Origin of the sequence: Streptomyces sp. BR1 (assembly GCF_052373795.1) — a bacterium.
Classification (GTDB): Bacteria; Actinomycetota; Actinomycetes; order Streptomycetales; family Streptomycetaceae; genus Streptomyces.
Map to the genome: position 1 here is coordinate 558,650 of NZ_CM126252.1, position 19,223 is coordinate 577,872.

Consider the following 19,223-nt stretch of genomic DNA (forward strand, 5'->3'; position numbering starts at 1 on the left):
GCAGCGACGCTACTCGGCGGGGCACGGGGGCGAAATGCCAGATTCGGACCACTTTCCACGGTCGTATACGAGTCGGCTCGGCGGCGCGTCCAAGGTGCCCTGGCCGGGCGCGACGTGGGCGGTCCGGACCACCCGGACCCGCCCCAAGGCTTGCGTCCAGTCTCAACCACCCCATACGGAAAGGGCGTTCATGGCCGGGTCCGGTCGGAGTGGGAGGCGTGCGCCGGGAGCGGATGGAAGCGCCGGAGCCGGAACACGGCCGCGTCCAGATCACCGCGCAGCCCCGTGTCGAGCCCCCGGTGCAGCAGCAGGGCTCCGCGATGTACGGCCCCGGTGTCCAGGCAGCGGTAGACGGCGGCCGGGTCGAGGCCGCGCAGGCGCACGGATGGCGGCCGTTCTCCGTGGTGCTGGGCCTGGAGATACGCGAGCACCACGGTGTCGTCGCCGTGGATGTACTGGACCGCGCTGAGCCCGCCGCGCGGGGGCCGCAGCCGGTACTGGGCGCCGAGCTGCACCACCGGCCGGATCTCCTTGTACAGCTCCACCCAGCCGCGCGCCTCGGCCAGTTCCGCCTCGCTCCACCGGGTGAGATCGCCGCCGATGCCCAGCACTCCGGCCATCGCGCTGACGAACCGGAAGCGCAGACTGCTGATCCGCCCGTTCAGCTGGGTGTTGGGGCTGTCGGTGACCCAGGCCGCCATCACCCGGGCCGGGTGCAGCTGGCTGAAGCCGTCCTGGATGGCGAGCCGGTCCAGCGGATCGGTGTTGTCGGAGGTCCACACCTGGTCCGTACGAGAGAGGATGCCGAGGTCGATCCGGCCGCCGCCGCCCGAGCAGGACTCGAAGGCGACGTCCGGGTGCGCGGCCCGCAGCCGGTCCAACAGGGCGTAGAGCGCGTGGACATGCTCGATCCAGAGCTTCTGCGGATACGTCTCGCCGGGCCAGCCCGCGTCGGTGAAGCAGCGGTTGAAGTCCCACTTCACATAGTCGATCGGCGCGCTCGACAGGAGGGCGTCCAGCTGCTCCCAGAGGTGTTCGCGGACGTCCGGGCGCGCGAGGTTGAGGACGAGCTGGTTGCGGAACTCGGTGCGGCGGCGCCCCACTTGGTGCTGTACCCACTCCGGATGCGCCCGGTAGAGGTCGCTGTCCGGGTTGACCATTTCCGGCTCGACCCAGATCCCGAACCGCATCCCGAGCGCGTGCACCTCGTCGGCCAGCGGCTTCAGTCCGCCGGGGAACCGGTCGGGGTTGGGCGTCCAGTCCCCGAGGCCCGCCGCCTCGCCGGTGCGCGCGCCGAACCAGCCGTCGTCGACGACGAACAGCTCCACACCCATCGCGGCCGCCCGTTGGGCGAGGGCGCGCTGCTGGGGTTCGGAGATGGCGAAGCCGGTGGCCTCCCAGGAGTTGAAGAGCACCGGCCGCACGCGCTCTGCGTCCGGGATCACCCGGGCGAGCTGCCAGGCGTGCCACTCCCGGCTGGCCCCGCCGAAGCCGCCCGCGCTCCACAGCCCGGCGAAGACCGGGGTGGTGTAGCTGTCACCGGGGGCGAGCAGCAGCAGTCCCGAGTCGTCGTACCCGGCGCCGCCGTTGATCTGCACCCGGCCGTCCGGGAGGTGCTGGACGGCGATGCGCCAGGACCCGGACCAGCCGAGCGCGCACGTGTACACCTCGCCGCTCTCCTCGGTGGCAGCGCCCTCGTCCAGGGCCACCCAGGGCAGGTGCTGGTGGCCGGTGTGGCCCCGGCGGCTGCCGAGGACGCGCTCGCCCGGTGTGAGCTCGGAGCGTACGAGCCGGGACTCGGCGGCCCAGCGGCCGTGCAGTTGGCTCACACGCCGGCCGTCGCGCGGCGGCAGCGTCCACACGGCGGCGTCCGCGCGCAGCAGTTCGAGGTCCGGGTCCCCGGCCGCACCTTCGTGGGCGACCGTGGCCCAGCGCTCGATCACGTCCGAGTCGTCGCGCATCCGGTACGACAAAGTCAGCCCGAGCCGGTGCACGGCGTCGGTGAAGCGCAGCCGCAGCTCGTCCCCGTCAACCGTGGACCTCGCAAAAGTCCACTCGGTGCCGCGCACTTCCCTCGTACGTATGGAGAGCGCGGGGCGCACGAATCGGGGCCCGCCCTCCACGGTGTACTCCTCCCGGCCATCCAGTGGTGACTCGAAGGGCCAGGGGGACGGCAGGGGCTCGGCGGACAGGGCTTCCGCGTCGGCGAGGGTCAGCCGCGGTCCCCAGTGCAGATGCAGCAGTTCCGCGTGGTCCGTGAGGTGCAGCGCATAGCCACTGGTGCGGCCTGAGAGCAGCCACAGCCGTCCGTTGTCACCGGTCTCGATCATGTCGACCCCTCAGTTCCGCACAGGTACGCACAGGCACGAACACCAGGGACAGGATCGGGGCGCGGGGCCCGCCAGGGCAACGGTCGCGCGGGGCTCGCCTTCGGCCGTGGTCGAACGAGATGATTGCCCAAGGAATCCATGTCGTATCGTCGGATTGCGCCACCCTGAGCGTTTTCCGACACCCACATCAGGAGCCAACGTGACCCAGCAGACTCCGCAGGCCCCCTCGACCGAACCCGAGCTCTCCGGGGTGCGCAACTTCCGTGATGTGGGCGGACTGCCGACCGTGGACGGCCGCGTACTGCGGCACGGGCGGCTCTTCCGCAGTGGCCATCTCGCCCATGCGACGGAGGAGGACGCGGCCTTCCTCTCCGCCCTCGGGCTGCACACGATCTTCGACTTCCGCAACGCGGCCGACCAGCGGCTCGAAGGCCCCGACGTCGCTCTGCCGGGCGTGCGCAATGTCAACATCCCGCTGACCGACCCGGCCGACGGGGCCGAGTTCTGGAAGATGGTGCGCGACGGCGACATCAACCAGCTGCGCTCGGTCCTGGCCGACGGCAAGGGGGCGGACCGGATGGCCGCCTCGTACCGGACGATCATCCGCCAGCGCACCGCCGAGCACAGCCGGGTGCTGCACGCGCTGGCCGAGGACAGCGTCCCGGCGCTGATGCACTGCGCGGCCGGCAAGGACCGCGCGGGCCTGTCGATCGCGGTGTCGCTGCTCGCGGTGGGCGTCGAGCGCGACGCGATCGAGGCGGACTACCTGAAGTCCAACGACCCGCACCGCCGCTACAAGATGCACCGCAGCGACAACTCGCCGAACGGCCTGAACGCCGAGGTCGTCGAACTCCTCACCCCCCTCTTCGACGCCCGCGCCGGCTATCTGCGCGCGGCCTTCGACACCATCGAGGAGACCTGGGGCACCACCGAGCGCTATCTGTCGGAAGGCCTCAAACTCACGCCCGAGACCCGGGAGCGGCTGCGCGACCGGCTGGTCGGGGACGCGGCGTAGGCCATGGGCCCGCGCCACTTGAGAGGCGCGGGCACGGCGCCGATTTGCCGACCGCTCACTTGCCGACGGTGAACAGCAGGTACAGGAAGGCCGCGAAGATGTGGCCCGCGATCAGATAGGCGAAGAGCCGGATCACCAGGCCACGGGGGAACTTGGTCTCGTGGGTGTCGGCGCCGGTTCCCTGGTTCTGCGACATGTCGTACCTCTCAGCCGTGCGGATGGTGCGGATGCGGATCGGGGCTCTGCAGCAGGGTGTGGACGAACAGGAACTCGGCCCCGCCGTGCGACACGGCCGAGATCCGGTGCGGGGTGAGCGAGTCGAAGTGCGCGCTGTCGCCGGGGTCGAGTTCGTGCACGGCGTCGCCGAGGCTCAGCCGCAGCCGCCCGGCCAGGACGTACAGCCACTCCTCGCCGGGGTGGACCCGCACCAGCTCGCGCTGGGTGCCGTACGGGATCTCGACGCGCAGGGCCTGCATGGCGCGGCCGGAGTGGCCGGCCCGGTGGTACGTCCACCCGTCGGCCTCGGCGGGCCCGGCGCGGCCGGCCCGGATGACGGGCTCGCGCTCGGGCGGCATCTCGCCGAGCAGTTCGGAGACCGTCGTACCGTAGGTACGGGCGAGCGCGAGCAGCATCGGCAGCGAGGGCTGGCGGGCGCCCGTCTCAAGACGCGAGAGATGAGCGGGCGAGAGACCGGCGCGCGGGGCGGCGGCCTCCAGGGTGAGACCGCGGCGGCGCCGCAGATCGCGCAGGCGCGGGGCGACATCGGGGAGCGCCGGACCGGACGGCTCCCCGGCGCCTTCGGCGGGAGTGCTCATGCACCCCATTCACGCAAGGCATTGCCTCCGAGGCAAATTTTTTGCCTCGGAGGCAAAAACAGCACCTACCGGTTCGCCACCGCCTGCTTCACCAGCGTCCGCCCGAAGTCCCACATCAGCCCGCCCCCGCCGTGCGCGTCGTCCATCACGGCGGTGAACGCGTCGACGAAGCGGTCCACCTCGCGTTCGCCGATCGTCAGCGGCGGGATCAGCTTGATGACCTCCAGATGGTCGCCGGAGACCTGGGTGAGGATGCGGTGCTTCTGGAGCAGCGGCACCACGACCATCTGCGCGAAGAGCCCCTTGCGGGCCGCCTGGAGCATCGTCCAGCGGCCGCGCAGCCGCATCGAGGACGGCTTGCCGAACTCGATGCCAATCATCAGCCCGCGCCCGCGCACGTCGTGCAGCAGCTCGTACCGGTCGACCAGCGCCGCGAGGCGGGACCTGAGCAGTTCGCCGGTCACGCGCGCGTTGGCGACGACGTCCTCGTCCTCCATGACCGAAAGGACGGCGAGCCCGGCCGCCATCGCCTGGGCGTTGGAGCCGAAGCTCGCCGAGTGGACCAGGACCCGGTCCATCGACGAGTACACCTTCTTGAAGATCCACTCCTTGCCCAGGGTCGCCCCCACCGGCACATAGCCGCCGGAGAGCGCCTTGGCCACACACACCAGGTCCGGCTCGACGCCCTTCTCGTGCTGGTACGCGTAGAAGTCGCCGGTCCGGCCGAGGCCGGTCTGCACCTCGTCGGCGATCAGGAGCGCCTTGTGCCGGTGCAGCAGCTCCTGCGCGGCGAGCAGATACCCGGGCGGCGCTTCGAGGACGCCCTTGCCCTGGATCGGCTCGACGATCAGCGCGGCCACGTCCCCGCGCTTCAACTCCCGCTCCAGTACGGCGAGATCACCGAGCGGAACCGCCGTGTCCGGCAGCAGCGGGGCGAAGCCGTCGCGGAAGCCCGACTCGCCGTTGACCGAGAGCGAGCCGGTGGTCAGCCCGTGGAAGGCATGCGAGCAGTACAGGACCCTGGGCTTCCCGGTGGCGTACCGGGCGAACTTCAGCGCAGTCTCCACCGCCTCCGTACCACTGTTGCCGAAGAACACCCGGTCCAGATGCGGGCTGTGGGCCAGCAGCTTCTCGGCGAGCAGGCCGGGCAGCGGCTGGCAGTCGAAGCGGGTGAGGTCCGCGAGCGAGGCGTCGAGCACGTCGTGCAGCGCCTTGCGGACGACGGGGTGGTGGCGGCCCAGGCCCATCACGCCGAACCCGGCGAGCATGTCGAGGTAGTCCTGGCCCTCGGCGTCCCAGAAGTACGCGCCCTCGGCCCGCTCGTAGACCTTGTCGAAGCCGATGGTGTGCAGCATGCGCGGCAGCTGGTGGTTCAGATACCTCGTGTGCAGCTCATAGCGCTCGCCGCCGCGCTCGGCGAGGAGTCTGCCCAGGTCGAAGCCTTTGGGCTCGGTCATCCGTCGTTCTCCTTCTCCCGCACCACAGCCTCGTCCCTCGCCGCGAGCGCGGCGCTGATCCGTCCCGCGATCTCCACGGGGGTGAGCCCGATGTCGGCCAGGACCTCGCCGCGCTTGGCGTGGGCGAGGAACTGCTCGGGGATGCCGAAGGTGCGCAGCGGTGTGTCGACCCCGGCGTCCCGCAGCGCCTGCCCGACCGCCCAACCGACGCCTCCCGTACGACTGTTGTCCTCAGCGACGGCGACCAGCCGGTGCCGCTCGGCCAGTGGCGCGAGCTGGTCGTCGACGGGCTTGACCCAGCGAGGGTCCACCACCGTGCACCGGATGCCGCGCCCGGCGAGCAGGTCGGCCGCCTGGAGGCAGACGGGGGCGAGCACACCGACGGCCACGAGCAGCACATCGGCGTCCTCGTCGCGGCGCAGCACGTCCATGCCGCCGATCCTCTCGATGGCGGGGATGTCGGGGCCCACCGACTCCTTGGGGAAGCGCAGCACGGTCGGCGCGTCGTCGACCTCCACCGCCTCGCGCAGCTCGGCCCGCAGCCGTGCGGCGTCGCGCGGTGCGGCGATCCGCAGCCCGGGCACCACCTGGAGGACCGACATGTCCCACATGCCGTTGTGTGAGGCCCCGTCAACTCCCGTGACCCCGGCCCGGTCCAGGACGAACGTCACCCCGCACCGGTGCAGGGCCACGTCCATCAGGACCTGGTCGAAGGCCCGGTTGAGGAAGGTGGCGTAGACGGCGACCACCGGGTGCAGTCCGCCGGTGGCGAGCCCGGCCGCCGAGACCGCCGCGTGCTGCTCGGCGATCCCCACGTCCCACACCCGGTCCGGGAAGCGCTCGGCGAACTCGGTGAGGCCCGTCGGGTGCAGCATCGCCGCGGTGATCGCCACGATGTCCCGCCGCTCCCCGCCGAGCCGGGCCAGCTCCTTGCCGAACACCGAGGTCCAGGAAGGGCCGTTGGAGGGGGCGAGCGGTTCGCAGGTGAGCGGGTCCATCGCGTTGACGGCGTGGAAGCGGTCGGCCTCGTCGTCCAGGGCCGGCTGATAGCCGCGCCCCTTCTCGGTGAGGCAGTGCACGAGCACCGGGCCGTGGAAGCGCTTGGCGCGGCGCAGCGCCGACTCGACGGCCGCGATGTCGTGCCCGTCGATCGGCCCGACGTATTTCAGGCCCAGGTCCTCGAACATGCCCTGGGGCGCGAAGGCGTCCTTGAACCCCTTCTTGGCGCCGTGCAGCGACTCGTACAGCGGCTGCCCGATCACGGGCGTGTGCTGGAGCACCTGTTTGCCCCAGGCGAGGAAGCGCTCGTAGCCGTCGGTGGTGCGCAGTGTGGCGAGGTGGTTGGCGAGGCCGCCGATGGTGGGGCCGTACGAACGCTCGTTGTCGTTGACGACGATGATCAGCGGGCGGTCCCGGGCGGCGGCGATGTTGTTCAGCGCCTCCCAGGCCATGCCGCCGGTGAGCGCGCCGTCACCGATGACGGCGACGACATGGCCGGAGCGGCCGCGTACCTGGTTGGCCTTGGCGAGGCCGTCGGCCCAGCCGAGCACGGTGGAGGCGTGCGAATTCTCGATGACGTCGTGCTCGGACTCGGCCCGCGAGGGATAGCCGGAGAGACCGCCCTTGGAGCGCAGCTTCGAGAAGTCCTGCCGCCCGGTGAGCAGTTTGTGTACGTAGCTCTGGTGGCCGGTGTCCCACAGGATGCGGTCGACCGGCGAGTCGAAGGCCCGGTGCAGGGCGATGGAGAGCTCCACCACCCCGAGATTGGGCCCGAGATGGCCCCCGGTCCGCGCCACCGCGTGGATCAGGAACTCCCTGATCTCCTGGGACAGATCGGCGAGTTCGGCGCCGTCCAGCGCCTGTAGGTCGTGCGGCCCCCGAATATTCTCCAAGATCGTCACGCTGGAGCCCCCTTCGGATCCTCTTCAGCTCACGGTGGTGTCGGTCAGCCCAGCGCGGTGACCCGCGGGGCACCGGAGGCGGTGCCCTCCTTCCCCAGCTCGTCCGCGATCTTCATCGCCTCTTCGATCAGCGTCTCGACGATCTTCGACTCCGGGACGGTCTTGATGACCTCGCCCTTCACGAAGATCTGCCCCTTGCCATTACCGGAGGCGACACCGAGGTCGGCCTCGCGGGCCTCACCCGGACCGTTCACGACACAGCCCATCACCGCGACCCGCAGCGGGACCTCCATGCCCTCCAGGCCCGCCGTGACCTCCTCCGCCAGCTTGTACACATCCACCTGCGCACGACCACACGACGGGCAGGAGACGATCTCCAGACGGCGCTGGCGCAGGTTCAGCGACTCCAGGATCTGGATCCCGACCTTGATCTCCTCCGCCGGCGGCGCCGACAGCGAGACGCGGATGGTGTCGCCGATGCCCTCGGACAGCAGCGCACCGAACGCGACGGCCGACTTGATCGTGCCCTGGAACGCCGGACCCGCCTCCGTCACACCCAGGTGCAGCGGGTAATCGCACTGCGCGGCCAGCTGACGGTAGGCGTTCACCATCACGACCGGGTCGTTGTGCTTCACCGAGATCTTGATGTCCCGGAAATCATGCTCCTCGAAGAGGGAGGCCTCCCAGAGAGCGGACTCGACCAGTGCTTCGGGGGTCGCCTTGCCGTACTTCTTCAGCAGACGGGCATCGAGGGAACCCGCGTTCACCCCGATACGGATCGGAGTGCCCGCGTCCTTCGCGGCCCGGGCGATCTCCTTCACCTTGTCGTCGAACTGCTTGATGTTGCCCGGATTCACCCGCACCGCCGCACACCCCGCGTCGATCGCCGCGAACACGTACTTCGGCTGGAAATGAATATCCGCGATCACCGGAATCTGCGACTTCCGCGCGATCGTCGCCAACGCATCCGCATCATCCTGCGTCGGACACGCCACCCGCACGATCTGGCAGCCCGACGCCGTCAGCTCCGCGATCTGCTGCAAAGTCGCGCCGATGTCCGACGTACGCGTCGTCGTCATCGACTGCACCGAGACAGGGGCATCCCCGCCGACCGCCACCGACCCGACCTGGATGCGCCGCGAGACGCGACGCATCGCCAGCGGCCGGGCCGGCGGCGTGGGGAGCCCCAGTGAGACTGGTTCTCCGTGCCTGCTCATCACGTCACCCGCGGTTTCCCTGCACGGTCTCGCGGACCGCGCGCAGCGACTCCTTGAGCGAGCCCATGGTCGCCAGGACGGCGGTGGGCTCGTAGCCGCAGTGCGCCATGCAGTTGGCGCACCGCTCGTCCTTGCCGCGGCCGTACTTGCTCCAGTCGGTCTCCTCGACCAGCTGCCGGTACGTCGGCACGTACCCGTCGCTCATCAGGTAGCAGGGCCGCTGCCAGCCGAAGAGCGAGTAGTTGGGGATCGCCCACGCCGTGCACGGGAAGTCCGCCTTGCCCTCCAGGAAGTCCAGGAAGAGCGGGGAGTGGTTGAGCCGCCAGCGGCGCCGGTTGCCCCCGGAGAACGCCTTCTTGAAGAGCTCGCGGGTCTGCTCGACGCCCAGGAAGTGCTCCTGGTCGGGCGCCTTCTCGTAGGCGTACGCGGGCGAGATCATCATCTCGTCGACCTGGAGGTCGTCGTTGAGGAAGTTGAGCACCTCGATGATGGTCTGCGGGGTGTCGGTGTTGAAGAAGGTGGAGTTGGTGGTGACCCGGAAGCCCGCCTTCTTGGCCGCCTTGATCGCCTCGACCGCCTCGTCGAAGACGCCTTCCTTGGCCACCGACTCGTCGTGCCGCTCGCGCAGTCCGTCGATGTGCACGGCGAACGCGAAGTACGGGGACGGGGTGAACTTCTCCAGCTTCTTGCGCAGCAGCAGCGCGTTGGTGCACAGGAAGACGTACTTCCGCTTCGCCACCAACTGCCGCACGATCTCGTCGATCTGAGGGTGCATCAGGGGCTCGCCGCCCGCGATGGACACCATGGGGGCGCCCGACTCCAGGACCGCTCCCACCGCCTGCGCGACCGGCATGCGCTGCTTCAGGATCCCGGCCGGATGCTGGATCTTCCCGCAGCCCTCGCACTTCAGATTGCAGGCGAAGAGCGGCTCCAGCTCGACGATGAGCGGGAACTTCTCACGCTTGCGGAGCTTCTGTTCGAAAAGATAGGTCCCGACCCTGATGGACTGACGAAGCGGCATGGCCATCTGGCTCACCTCCTGGGGAGCGGCAAAGAACGGTGCCATTCAAAGAAAGCGGGAAGGACGGCACGAAGAACGCGGAAGGCTGATATTCCCCCGCGTACCGTGCCGATCCGGACGAGTTCATGTTCCGGAGCGTCCACGACCACTCGTACGGCCGCAACCGGACGCTCTCCGGCCCCGACGGCGCTCCACAGCGTCGCCGCGGACTCCATGTCCACGGCGATCGCCCCGGTCGCGCGCAGCTCGGCCCGTTCGTGGCCTCGCACCACATGGTCGGAGCCGATCAGCGGACCGGTGTGCACGGTGCGGCCGGGCAGCGCCGCGCTCAGCGCCTTGGCCAGCACTTCCGTACCCACGCAGGCGGTGGTGCCGCGCGGGTCGCGGGTCTCTTCGGCGACGACCAGGTCCCCGGGGTGCATCCCGGGGGCAAGGCCCGCGCAGAACCCGGAGGCGATCACGGCCGCCTCCCGGTTCGCCGCCGTGCCCAGGCCACGCAGCACGGCCCGCTCGGCGGCCTTCGGCCCCATGCCGCTGCGCAGCACGGTCACCACCTGGCCGGGGGTGCGGCCCCGGCCGCCGCTGCGCAGCGCCAGTTCCTCGATGGTGAGCGCACACGCGACCAGCAGCGGTACGGGTTCCGGGACGGCGGGGCGTACGTCCATCACTTCCCCTTGGGGCCGCTGGGGGAGAACGGTTCTCCATGGACGTAACGGCCGAGCGCGGTCAGCGGGAACACCTGGCGGTAGAGGTGGTAGTTGATCGAGAAGTCCCAGGGGAAGCCGGTCCCGGTGAAGTACGGCTCGTCCCAGGAGCCGTCCTCGCGTTGGGTGGCGGCGAGGTACGCGATGCCCCGCTCGACCGCCGCGCTCTCCCGCTCCCCCGCCGCGAGCAGCGCGAGCAGCGCCCAGGCGGTCTGGGAGGCGGTCGAGGCGCCGTGCCCGATCCACTTCTCGTCGCGGTAGGAGCGCAGGTCCTCGCCCCAGCCGCCGTCGTCGTTCTGCACCGACTCCAGCCAGGCGACGGCCCGGCGGATCGCGGGGTGCGAGCCGGGAAGTCCCGCCGCCGTCAGGGCCGGTACCACCGAGCCCGTTCCGTAGACGTAGTTGACGCCCCAGCGGCCGAACCAGGCGCCGCTCGCCTCCTGTTCGGCGAGCAGCCACTCGATGCCCCGCCGCGTGCGCGGCTCGTGCGCCTTGCCCTCGACGGCCAGCATCTCCACCACATGCGCGGTGACGTCGGCCGACGGCGGGTCGATGACCTCGCCGAAGTCGCAGAACGGCAGCCGGTTGGGGAACGGGCTGGTGTTGTCGGCGTCGAAGGCGGCCCACGCCCCGTTCTTCGACTGCATGCCGAGCGTCCAGCGCGCGGCGCGGCGGATCGCGCCCTCGACCCGCTCGGGGTCGGGGTGGCGCACCCGGCGCAGCGCGAGGATCACCTCGGCGGTGTCGTCGATGTCCGGGTAGTTGTCGTTGTGGAACTCGAACGCCCAGCCGCCGGGCGGCAGTTGGGGCTTGCGCACGGCCCAGTCGCCTGGCCGGACGATCTCCTCGCCGAGCATCCAGTCGACGGCCTTCACCAGGGCCGGGTGGTCGGCGGGGAGCCCCGCGTCGGCGAGCGCGATGGTGGCGAGGCAGGTGTCCCAGACCGGCGACTGGCACGCCTCGATCATCCGGGCGCCGTCCTCGCGCCACACGGTGAACCGGTCGAGGGATTCCAGACCCGCCCGCATCACCGGGTGCTGGAGGTCGTAGCCGAGCAGATGCAGGGCGATCACCGAGTACACGGCGGGCGGCTGGATCCCGCCCCAGCAGCCGTCGTTCTCCTGACGCTCGACGATCCAGCGGGCGGCCATGTTCATCGCGGTACGGCGCAGGGCGCGCGGGGCGAGGCGGTGGTAGACGTGCAGAGCCTTGTCGAGCCGCTGGAAGGCGCCGTCCCAACTCGCCATGGGAGCAAGGGCCTTGGCCGGGTTGGGGTCGCGCGCGTCGGTGTGCAGCTCGTCGAGCGCGAAGGGCGCGGGCCGTACCGGCCGCTTGGCGGAGACGACCGTGAGCGGCACGATCGTCTGCCGGGCCCAGCAGCCGAAGTCATAGATGTTCAGCGGGAACCACTTGGGCAGGAACAGGAGCTCGGGCGGCAGCTCCGGCAGGTCGTCCCACTTCCACCAGCCGAACAGCGCGAGCCAGATCCGGGTGAAGACCCGGCAGGCGGCGATCCCGCCCTGCTCGCGGACGAACGCCGAGGCCCGCGCCATGTGCGGGTCGTCCGGCCGGTCCCCGGCGAGCCGCAGCGCCACATACGCCTCGACGGTGGCGGAGAGCTCGGGCGGGCCGCCGTGGAAGGTGGCCCAGGTCCCGTCGTCGCGCTGCTCACCGCGGATGAAGAGCGCGGCCGCCCGCACGGTCTTCTCGTCCTGGATGCCGAGGAACTGACGGAGCAGCAGATCCTCGGCGTCCATGGTGACGTTGGTCTCCAGGTCGCCCTTCCACCAGCCCAGGGCGTCCTGCCGGCCGAGCAGATGCTCGGCCCCGCGTTCCGTCGCCCGCCGGGCGGCGTCCCGTACCTCGTCCGCGCCGGGGGGTGGTTCGGTCGGTTCGCTGGCCGCGGCGGCCCGGGGCCACGGGGCCCCGGTGCTTCCGTCGGTCGTCGCTGTCATGGCTTCCCCTTAATGCAAGTGCAGGTGCTGACTTCTGCTGTGCTGGGGTCTCCGTCGGATGCGCGGCCCGTTCTGGCGGGCCCGATCCGGCGACGTCGCGTCATATGGGAATGGTGATCATCTCTTTCGTACGACGACGAAGTCGGCCAGCGCGGTGAGCTGGGCCCGTACCTGCTCCGGCATGTCCACCCGGCTCAGCGCCTCGATCGCCACGGTGTGCTGGCGGCGGGCCTCCTGCGAGGTCCACTCACGGCCGCCCGCCTCCTCGATGAGGGCGGCCCGGGTGGCGAACTCCTCCTCGGAGAACGTGTCGAAGTCGTTGCTCTTGGCGTCGGCGGCGAGCAGTTCGCCGAGCCGCTCGGAGGCCGGGCCGCCGGCGGCGAGCGCGGCCACCACCGGCAGGGACTTCTTGCGCTGGCGCAGATCGCTCCAGGTCTGCTTGCCGGTCGCGTCCGGGTCGCCCCAGATGCCGAGCAGGTCGTCGACGGCCTGGAAGGCCAGGCCGAGGTGGTAGCCGTACGCCTCCAGGGTGTCGGCCGTCTCGTCGTCGGCGCCGCCGAGCACCGCGCCGATGGAGCAGGCGCAGGCGAGCAGCGCGCCCGTCTTGTTGCCCTCCATCTCCAGGCACTCCTCGACGGTGACCCGCTCGCGGTGCTCGTAGGAGATGTCCTGGGCCTGGCCGTCGATGAGCTTGCGGCTCGCGGTGGTCAGCCGGCGTGTCGCCCGCCCGGCCTCGACCGTGCCGAGTTCCAGCAGCACCTCGTTGGCCAGCGCGAACAGCGCGTCGCCGACGAGGATCGCCTGCGCCGGGCCGTGCACCTTCCACACCGTGTCGCGGTGGCGGCGCTGCTCGTCGCCGTCCATCAGGTCGTCGTGGAGCAGCGAGAAGTTGTGGACGAGCTCGACCGCGACCGCGCCCGGGATGCCCACCTCGGGCCTGGCCCCGGCCGCCTCGGCGGACAGGAGCGCGAGCGCGGGCCGCACCGCCTTGCCGCCGTCGCCGTCCGCCGGGTTGCCCTGGGCGTCGATCCACCCGAAGTGGTAGGCGGCGACGGTGTCCATGGGAGCCGCGAGCCGGTCCACGGCCGTGCGCAGCACCGGGGTGGACAGCGCCCTGCCGCGCTCCAGAAGCGCGGCGACGTCCACGGTGTCGACAGCCGATTTCGCCGAAGGCACAGTCGGCACGGTCTCTCCTCTTGTTCCAGTGCTGCTAACGGTCATGCCGCCTCCTGAAGCGGATGGGCGTGGGAGCGCCCGAGCACGGCGAGAGCCGCGCCGGCGGCGCTGAATCCGCTGCGTACGGCGCCCTCCATCGTCGCGGGCCAGCCGGTGGCGGTCCACGCGCCGGCCAGGTAGAGACCGGGGGCGTTGGTACGCGCCGTCGGCCGCAGCCGTCCGACGCCGGGGGTGGGGGCGAACGTCGCTGTCCGCTCCCGGGTCACGAAGAAGTCCCGTACGCCCGCGCCGCGCGCGGCGGGCAGCAGTCGTTCGAGCTCGGGGAGGTACTTGGCGCGCAGCGCGGCGACCGGCTCGTCGATCTCGTCCCCGGCGGCCGACTGGGAGACCGCCAGGTACTGGCCGCCGCCGGTGAGCCCCGAGGACTCGGTGCGGTCGAAGACCCACTGCACGGGGCTGCCGAGCGCGGCGAAGAACGGCTGCCTCAGCACCTTGCGGTCGTAGACGACGTGCAGGTTGAGGATCGGCGCGGTGCCGATGTCGAGGAGCTTGCCCGGGTCGTCGAGCGCGCCGTAGGGCAGCAGGTCATGGGCCTCGCGCTGCGGTACGGCGAGGACGACCACCTCGGCGTCCAGCGTCTCGGCGCCGGTGCGCACCTGCCAGACGCCGCTCTCCGTACGGGAGACGGAGTCGGCCTTGGTGCGGGTCTCGACGCGGACCCCGGCGGCCGCGAGCGCCTTGCGCGCCAGCGTGTCGTGGAGCTCGCCGAGCGGTACGTGGGCCCAGCCGATGTCGGCGGCGCCCGGCTCGGAGAGCAGCCCGGTCTTGAAGACCATCGCGGCGAGCCCGAGGGAGGCGTGCGGCGCCGTCGCGTTCAGGGTCGCGACCCCGACCAGGTCCCACAGGGCCTCGATGGCGCGGGGCGACTGGCCGTGGCGGCCCAGCCAGGTGGCGAAGTCCACGCCGTCGAGCGCCGGGTCGGCCGGGTCAAGTCCCTTGAGCGCGAGTGCGGCGCGCCCGACGGAGGCCCGCTCGGCGAGCGAGAGATGCGGATAGGTGGCCAGGCTGCTCGCCAGGTGCAGCGGTACGGGCAGCGCGGTGCGGCGCAGCCGTCCCAGGCGTGGCCCGCCCGGGCGCGCCACATCGAGGACCGGCACGTCCAGGCGGCGCTGCAGGGGCGCGAGCCCGGCGCCGCCGACCCGGTCGAGGAACCAGCCGTACGCCGTGCAGCAGCGCAGATACACATGCTGCCCGTTGTCGACGGTGAGTTCGCCGCGCCGGAAGGAGAAGGCGAGGCCGCCCAGGCGCGGGCGGCCCTCGATGAGGGTCACGCCGAGCCCGGCGTCGGCCAGTTCGAGCGCGGCGGTGATGCCGGCGAGTCCTCCGCCGACGACCACCGCGCGGTCGGGCTGCGGGGCTGTCATACGCCCTCCCCTCCGGTCGTGCTGCTGTCGTGCGCGCGGCCGACCGTTGCCATCAGGGACGCGGTGGGATAGCGGAGGGTTCCGCACCTTCTGCGCGTAATGCTCCTCGGCCGCACGTCCAGGTGCCGATGGGCCATCAGGCGCGCCTCCTGGCGGTCTGCCGGGAGACGGTACGGGTGTCGAGCCCGGACAGTCCGCGTACCGCGACGTACGCCTTCTCGCGGCCCGGCAGCGAGACCCGTCCGCGCAGCACGGCCTCGGGGTCGCGTTCGATGCGGTCGAGCAGCCGCCGGTAGATCCCCGCCATCGCGGCCACACAGGCACCGCTGCGCCGGTCGAGCATCGGCAGCAGCCGGTAGCCCTCGGCGAACAGGGCCCGGGCGCGCCGCACTTCGAAGTGGACGAGCCCGGCGAAGTCGGAGCCGGCCGGGGGCACCGGGGTGTGGAAGCCCGCGGCACAGCCGAACTTGGCCAGGTCGTCGGCGGGCAGATAGGTGCGCCCGTTGCCCGCGTCCTCGCGAACGTCTCTGAGGATATTGGTGAGTTGGAGCGCGAGCCCCAGCGTGTCGGCGTACTCGGCAGCGCGCTCGGCGCCCGGTGCGCCCGGTTGTGTACCGAACACGCCCAGCGAGAGCCGGCCGATGGCACCGGCGACACACCGGCAGTAGACCTTCAGGTCGTCCCAGGTCTCATAGGTCTCGCCGCGCACGTCCATCAGGACGCCGTCGATGAGCTCGTCGAGGCCGCCGAGCGGGATCGGGAAGCGGCGCGCCGCGTCGGCGAGCGCGACGGCCACCGGGTCGGTGTCGTCCTCCTCGACCGCGCCGTCGGCGATCTTGCCGAGCAGTGCCCGGGTCTCCTCCAGGCGCTGGTTCTTGGCGTCGGCGGGCAACGTGCCGTCGCCGATGTCGTCGACCCGCCGCGAGAACGCGTAGAGGGCCGACATCGCCTGCCGCTTGTCGGTCGGCAGCAGCCTGATGCCGTACGCGAAATTGCGCGCCTGCTGCCCGGTCACGGCCTCGCAGTAGCTGTACGCGGCCTGTACCGGCGGGGACACGTGTGCGTGTGGTTCCACGGTCCGGCTCACCCCTCTCTACGCGCTCTACGCAACACGGCTCCCACTTCGCGCAGCAGACTGGACTTGGTGGGCTTGGGCGGTCCAGGGAGTACGTCGTGGCCGGCGGCAGCGACCGCGTCGAGCGCGGCGCGTCCCCCGGCCACGAATCCGGCCAGCAGCAGCTTGAGTCTGCCGTGGACGCTACCCACCAGGGAGGTGCCTTCATTCAGCAACTGTCCGGCGCGTTCCGCTTCGAACGCGACCAGGGCGCGCACCGACGCGCTCCCGTGTGCGGCGGCCAGATCGGCCTCGGTGACATGGAAGCGCCGCATGTCCTCGGCGGGCAGATAGATACGGTCCCGGCCCAGGTCCTCGGAGACGTCCTGGAGGTGCTCGACGATCTGCAGCGCGGTGCAGACGGCGTCGGAGCGGCGTACCCGCTCGGGGCTCTCGGTACCGGTGATCGCGAGGACCAGGCGGCCCACCGGATTGGCCGAGAGTTCGCAGTACGCGACCAGGTCCTCGTACGTCTCGTACCGCTTGACCTGCTGGTCCTGGCGGTTCGCGGCGATCAGGCCGAGGAACGGCTCGGGGCTCAGCGAGCGGCGGCGGACCGTCGGCTGGAGAGCGCGCAGCAGCGGGTGCTGCGGGGTGGCGTCGAAAACACGGCGCAGGTCGGTCTCGAAGGCGTCGAGCATGACGAGCCGGTCGTCGGCGTCGGACGGGGACACGCCGAGCGCGCGGGCGTCCGCGCCGCCGGGCGCGAGGTCGCCGTCGCCGATGTCGTCGACCAGGCGGGCGAAGCCGTACACGGCCATCAGGTCGTCGCGCCAGGCGCGGGGCAGAAAGAAGGGGGCCACCGGGAAGTTCTCCTCCGTGGCCTTGTCGAGCGTGGTGCGCGAGGGGGAGTCGGTGCGCACGTCCCGGACACCTGTCACCGGGGACCGCCCGGTACGGGAACGGCGGAGGTCTCTCGTCGTTGGAGATTTCCCGTAGCCATTGCCGTCACATCTCCCGTTCTACACCGCCGACCCAAAATACCCCATTTCGGACACGCCGCCGAACCTCCCGAGTGGAGGACGGCTCCCGCGAGGGGCGCCCGGGGCGGTCCCGCCCTTCCGTCACGATCAACACCGGTACAGCTTACGTTGTACAACGCCTGACAACACGTCGGGGTGTTGCGCGCATTACAAGAACACTTCAATCCACGCCAACCTTCCCCCGACGCAGGCGACTTGACGCAGCCTTGACATGGACGGCCCGGCTCCGGACCACCCCCAGGGACGCGAAGACCCCCGCCGGGGTTGATCGACGGGGGCTTTCAGGGGTGGCCAGGACCTGGCGGCACCGGACACCACCAAGGGGCGCGGGGAACTGCGCGACCAGCCACGGACGGCCCGCAGCCGAAGTGACCGGTAAGCCGCGCGCCCTAGCGCCCCGTTTCCTTCTGGTACGCCTTGACGACCTCGTCCGTAGGACCGTCCATCAGGAGCTCGCCGCGCTCCAGCCACAGCACCCGGTCGCAGGTGTCGCGGATGGAGCCGATGCTGTGGCTGACCAGGAAGACCGTGCCCGCGTGCTTGCGCAGCTCACGGATGCGCTCCTCGGAGCGGATCTGGAACTTGCGGTCACCGGTGGCCAGCGCCTCGTCGATCATCAGGACGTCGTGGTCCTTGGCGGCGGCGATGGAGAACCGGAGGCGGGCCGCCATGCCCGAGGAGTACGTCCGCATCGGCAGGGTGATGAAGTCGCCCTTCTCGTTGATGCCGGAGAAGTCGACGATCTCCTCGTAGCGCTCCTTGATCTCCTCGCGCGACATGCCCATGGCCAGGCCGCCGAGGATCACGTTGCGCTCGCCGGTCAGCTCGTTCATCAGCGCCGCGTTGACGCCGAGCAGCGAGGGCTGGCCGTTGGTGTACACCTTGCCCTTGGCGGGCGGCAGCAGCCCCGCGATGGCCCGCAGCAGGGTCGACTTGCCCGAGCCGTTGGTGCCGATCAGGCCGATCGCCTCGCCCCGGTACGCGGTGAAGGAGACACCGCGTACGGCGTGCACCTTCCGCATGCCCCGGGACTCGCCCTTGTCGCGCCCGACGATCCGGCTCAGCGCGGCGGTGGCGCTGCCCCGGCCGCCGGCCGCGCCGTTGACCGTGTACACGATGTGCACGTCGTCGGCGATGACGGTGGGGATGCGTGCGCCGCTGTCGTCGGCGATCCGGTTGTTGTCCTCAGCCACGGCCGTACTGCTCCTCTGCCTTCCAGAAGTACACGAAGCCCACGACGCCGACGGCCAGCGCCCAGCCGACCGCCGCCACCCACACGTGCGGCGGCAGGTTGTGGCGGCCGTATCCGTCGATCATGGCGAACCGGGCCAGGTCCATGTAGACCGCGGCCGGGTTCACCTGGAGCACCTGGGCGAGCCAGTGCGGCTTGCCCTGGAGGACCACCTTGATGCTGAACATGACGCCGGACGCGTACATCCAGGTGCGCAGGATGAACGGCATCAGCTGGGCGAGGTCGGGGGTCTTGCTGCCGAGCCGGGCCATGATCAGGGCGAGGCCCGTGTTGAACACGAACTGCAGCCCGAGCACCGGCACCATCAGGAGCCACGACACCATCGGCTTGGTGCCGGAGGCGACCACCACGAGCACCAGGACGATCATCGAGAACAGCAGCTGCTGGAGCTGCTGGAGCGCGAAGGAGACCGGCAGCGAGGCGCGCGGGAAGTGCAGCGCCCTCACCAGGCCCAGGTTGCCCGAGATCGCCCGGACGCCCGCCATCACCGAGTTCTGCGTGAAGGTGAACACGAACACGCCCGTCACCAGGAACGGGATGTACACGTCGGACGCGATGCCCCGCTTGGCGTTCATCAGGATGCCGAAGATGAAGTAGTAGACCAGCGCGTTGAGCAGCGGGGTGGCCACCTGCCAGATCTGGCCGAGCTTGGCCTGGCTGTACTGGGCGGTCAGCTTCGCCTGCGAGAACGACAGGATGAAGTGGCGCCGGCCCCAGAGCTGGCTGCAGTACTCGAACAGCCCCGGCCGGGCGCCGCTCACCGACAGCCCGTGCTTGGCGGCGAGTTCCGCCGGGGACAGAGTTGTGTCACTCACAAGTGGAAACTTTCGCTTTCAATGAAGTACGCGCGACGACCCGG

General features: G+C 70.8%; 16 protein-coding genes. 1 reads left to right on the forward strand and 15 read right to left on the reverse strand.

Annotated elements, in window-relative coordinates:
- Positions 1-188: 188 nt before the first annotated feature.
- Positions 189-2,330 (reverse strand): alpha-galactosidase, encoded by a 2,142-nt coding sequence (locus ACT1U9_RS02575; protein WP_444536721.1) that lies wholly within the window; start codon positions 2,328-2,330, stop codon positions 189-191.
- A gap of 199 nt (positions 2,331-2,529) precedes the next feature.
- Between ACT1U9_RS02575 and ACT1U9_RS02580 the strand changes: the two genes are divergently transcribed.
- Positions 2,530-3,345: a tyrosine-protein phosphatase gene (locus ACT1U9_RS02580; RefSeq protein WP_444536722.1), complete on the forward strand. Its 816-nt coding sequence runs from the start codon at positions 2,530-2,532 to the stop codon at positions 3,343-3,345.
- Between the two features lie 55 nt (positions 3,346-3,400).
- Here ACT1U9_RS02580 and ACT1U9_RS02585 read toward each other — a convergent pair whose 3' ends face one another.
- The 14 genes from ACT1U9_RS02585 to ACT1U9_RS02650 form a co-directional block, all read right to left on the reverse strand.
- The gene (locus ACT1U9_RS02585) at positions 3,401-3,541 is read right to left on the reverse strand and encodes a DUF6126 family protein (RefSeq protein ID WP_444536723.1); all 141 of its coding nucleotides are present in this window, start codon (positions 3,539-3,541) and stop codon (positions 3,401-3,403) included.
- A 10-nt stretch (positions 3,542-3,551) separates the two neighbouring features.
- Positions 3,552-4,160: a helix-turn-helix domain-containing protein gene (locus tag ACT1U9_RS02590; protein WP_444536724.1), complete on the reverse strand. Its 609-nt coding sequence runs from the start codon at positions 4,158-4,160 to the stop codon at positions 3,552-3,554.
- Between the two features lie 65 nt (positions 4,161-4,225).
- A complete protein-coding gene (locus tag ACT1U9_RS02595) occupies positions 4,226-5,617 on the reverse strand; it encodes an aspartate aminotransferase family protein (RefSeq protein ID WP_444536725.1) in 1,392 nt (463 codons plus the stop codon).
- Positions 5,614-7,518 (reverse strand): 1-deoxy-D-xylulose-5-phosphate synthase, encoded by a 1,905-nt coding sequence (gene dxs / locus ACT1U9_RS02600; RefSeq protein WP_444536726.1) that lies wholly within the window; start codon positions 7,516-7,518, stop codon positions 5,614-5,616. The genes ACT1U9_RS02595 and dxs overlap by 4 nt, the downstream gene beginning before the upstream one ends.
- 44 nt (positions 7,519-7,562) lie before the next feature.
- Positions 7,563-8,735 carry a flavodoxin-dependent (E)-4-hydroxy-3-methylbut-2-enyl-diphosphate synthase gene (gene ispG, locus ACT1U9_RS02605; protein ID WP_444536727.1) on the reverse strand — a complete coding sequence of 391 codons (1,173 nt, stop codon included), beginning with the start codon at positions 8,733-8,735 and terminating at the stop codon, positions 7,563-7,565.
- A 4-nt stretch (positions 8,736-8,739) separates the two neighbouring features.
- Complete coding sequence (hpnH, locus tag ACT1U9_RS02610; protein ID WP_188278638.1) at positions 8,740-9,762, reverse strand: adenosyl-hopene transferase HpnH; 1,023 nt, start codon at positions 9,760-9,762, stop codon at positions 8,740-8,742.
- A gap of 5 nt (positions 9,763-9,767) precedes the next feature.
- Positions 9,768-10,421 (reverse strand): phosphorylase family protein, encoded by a 654-nt coding sequence (locus ACT1U9_RS02615; protein WP_444536728.1) that lies wholly within the window; start codon positions 10,419-10,421, stop codon positions 9,768-9,770.
- The gene (gene shc, locus ACT1U9_RS02620; protein ID WP_444536729.1) at positions 10,421-12,415 is read right to left on the reverse strand and encodes a squalene--hopene cyclase; all 1,995 of its coding nucleotides are present in this window, start codon (positions 12,413-12,415) and stop codon (positions 10,421-10,423) included. Before shc ends, ACT1U9_RS02615 begins: the two co-directional genes overlap by 1 nt.
- A 117-nt stretch (positions 12,416-12,532) precedes the next feature.
- Positions 12,533-13,636, reverse strand: a complete 1,104-nt coding sequence (locus ACT1U9_RS02625) for a polyprenyl synthetase family protein (RefSeq protein ID WP_444536730.1) — start codon at positions 13,634-13,636, stop codon at positions 12,533-12,535.
- Positions 13,633-15,015, reverse strand: coding sequence for a hydroxysqualene dehydroxylase HpnE (hpnE, locus tag ACT1U9_RS02630; RefSeq protein ID WP_444536731.1), 1,383 nt, complete (start codon positions 15,013-15,015; stop codon positions 13,633-13,635). Before hpnE ends, ACT1U9_RS02625 begins: the two co-directional genes overlap by 4 nt.
- Before the next feature lie 136 nt (positions 15,016-15,151).
- Positions 15,152-16,102 (reverse strand): presqualene diphosphate synthase HpnD, encoded by a 951-nt coding sequence (gene hpnD, locus ACT1U9_RS02635; protein ID WP_444536732.1) that lies wholly within the window; start codon positions 16,100-16,102, stop codon positions 15,152-15,154.
- Entirely contained in the window at positions 16,099-16,992 is an 894-nt protein-coding gene (hpnC, locus tag ACT1U9_RS02640; RefSeq protein ID WP_444536733.1) for a squalene synthase HpnC, read from the reverse strand. Before hpnC ends, hpnD begins: the two co-directional genes overlap by 4 nt.
- A 509-nt stretch (positions 16,993-17,501) precedes the next feature.
- Positions 17,502-18,284 (reverse strand): ABC transporter ATP-binding protein, encoded by a 783-nt coding sequence (locus tag ACT1U9_RS02645; protein ID WP_444538987.1) that lies wholly within the window; start codon positions 18,282-18,284, stop codon positions 17,502-17,504.
- 13 nt (positions 18,285-18,297) lie between these two features.
- Positions 18,298-19,179, reverse strand: coding sequence for an ABC transporter permease (locus ACT1U9_RS02650; protein WP_188278631.1), 882 nt, complete (start codon positions 19,177-19,179; stop codon positions 18,298-18,300).
- Positions 19,180-19,223 lie beyond the last annotated feature (44 nt).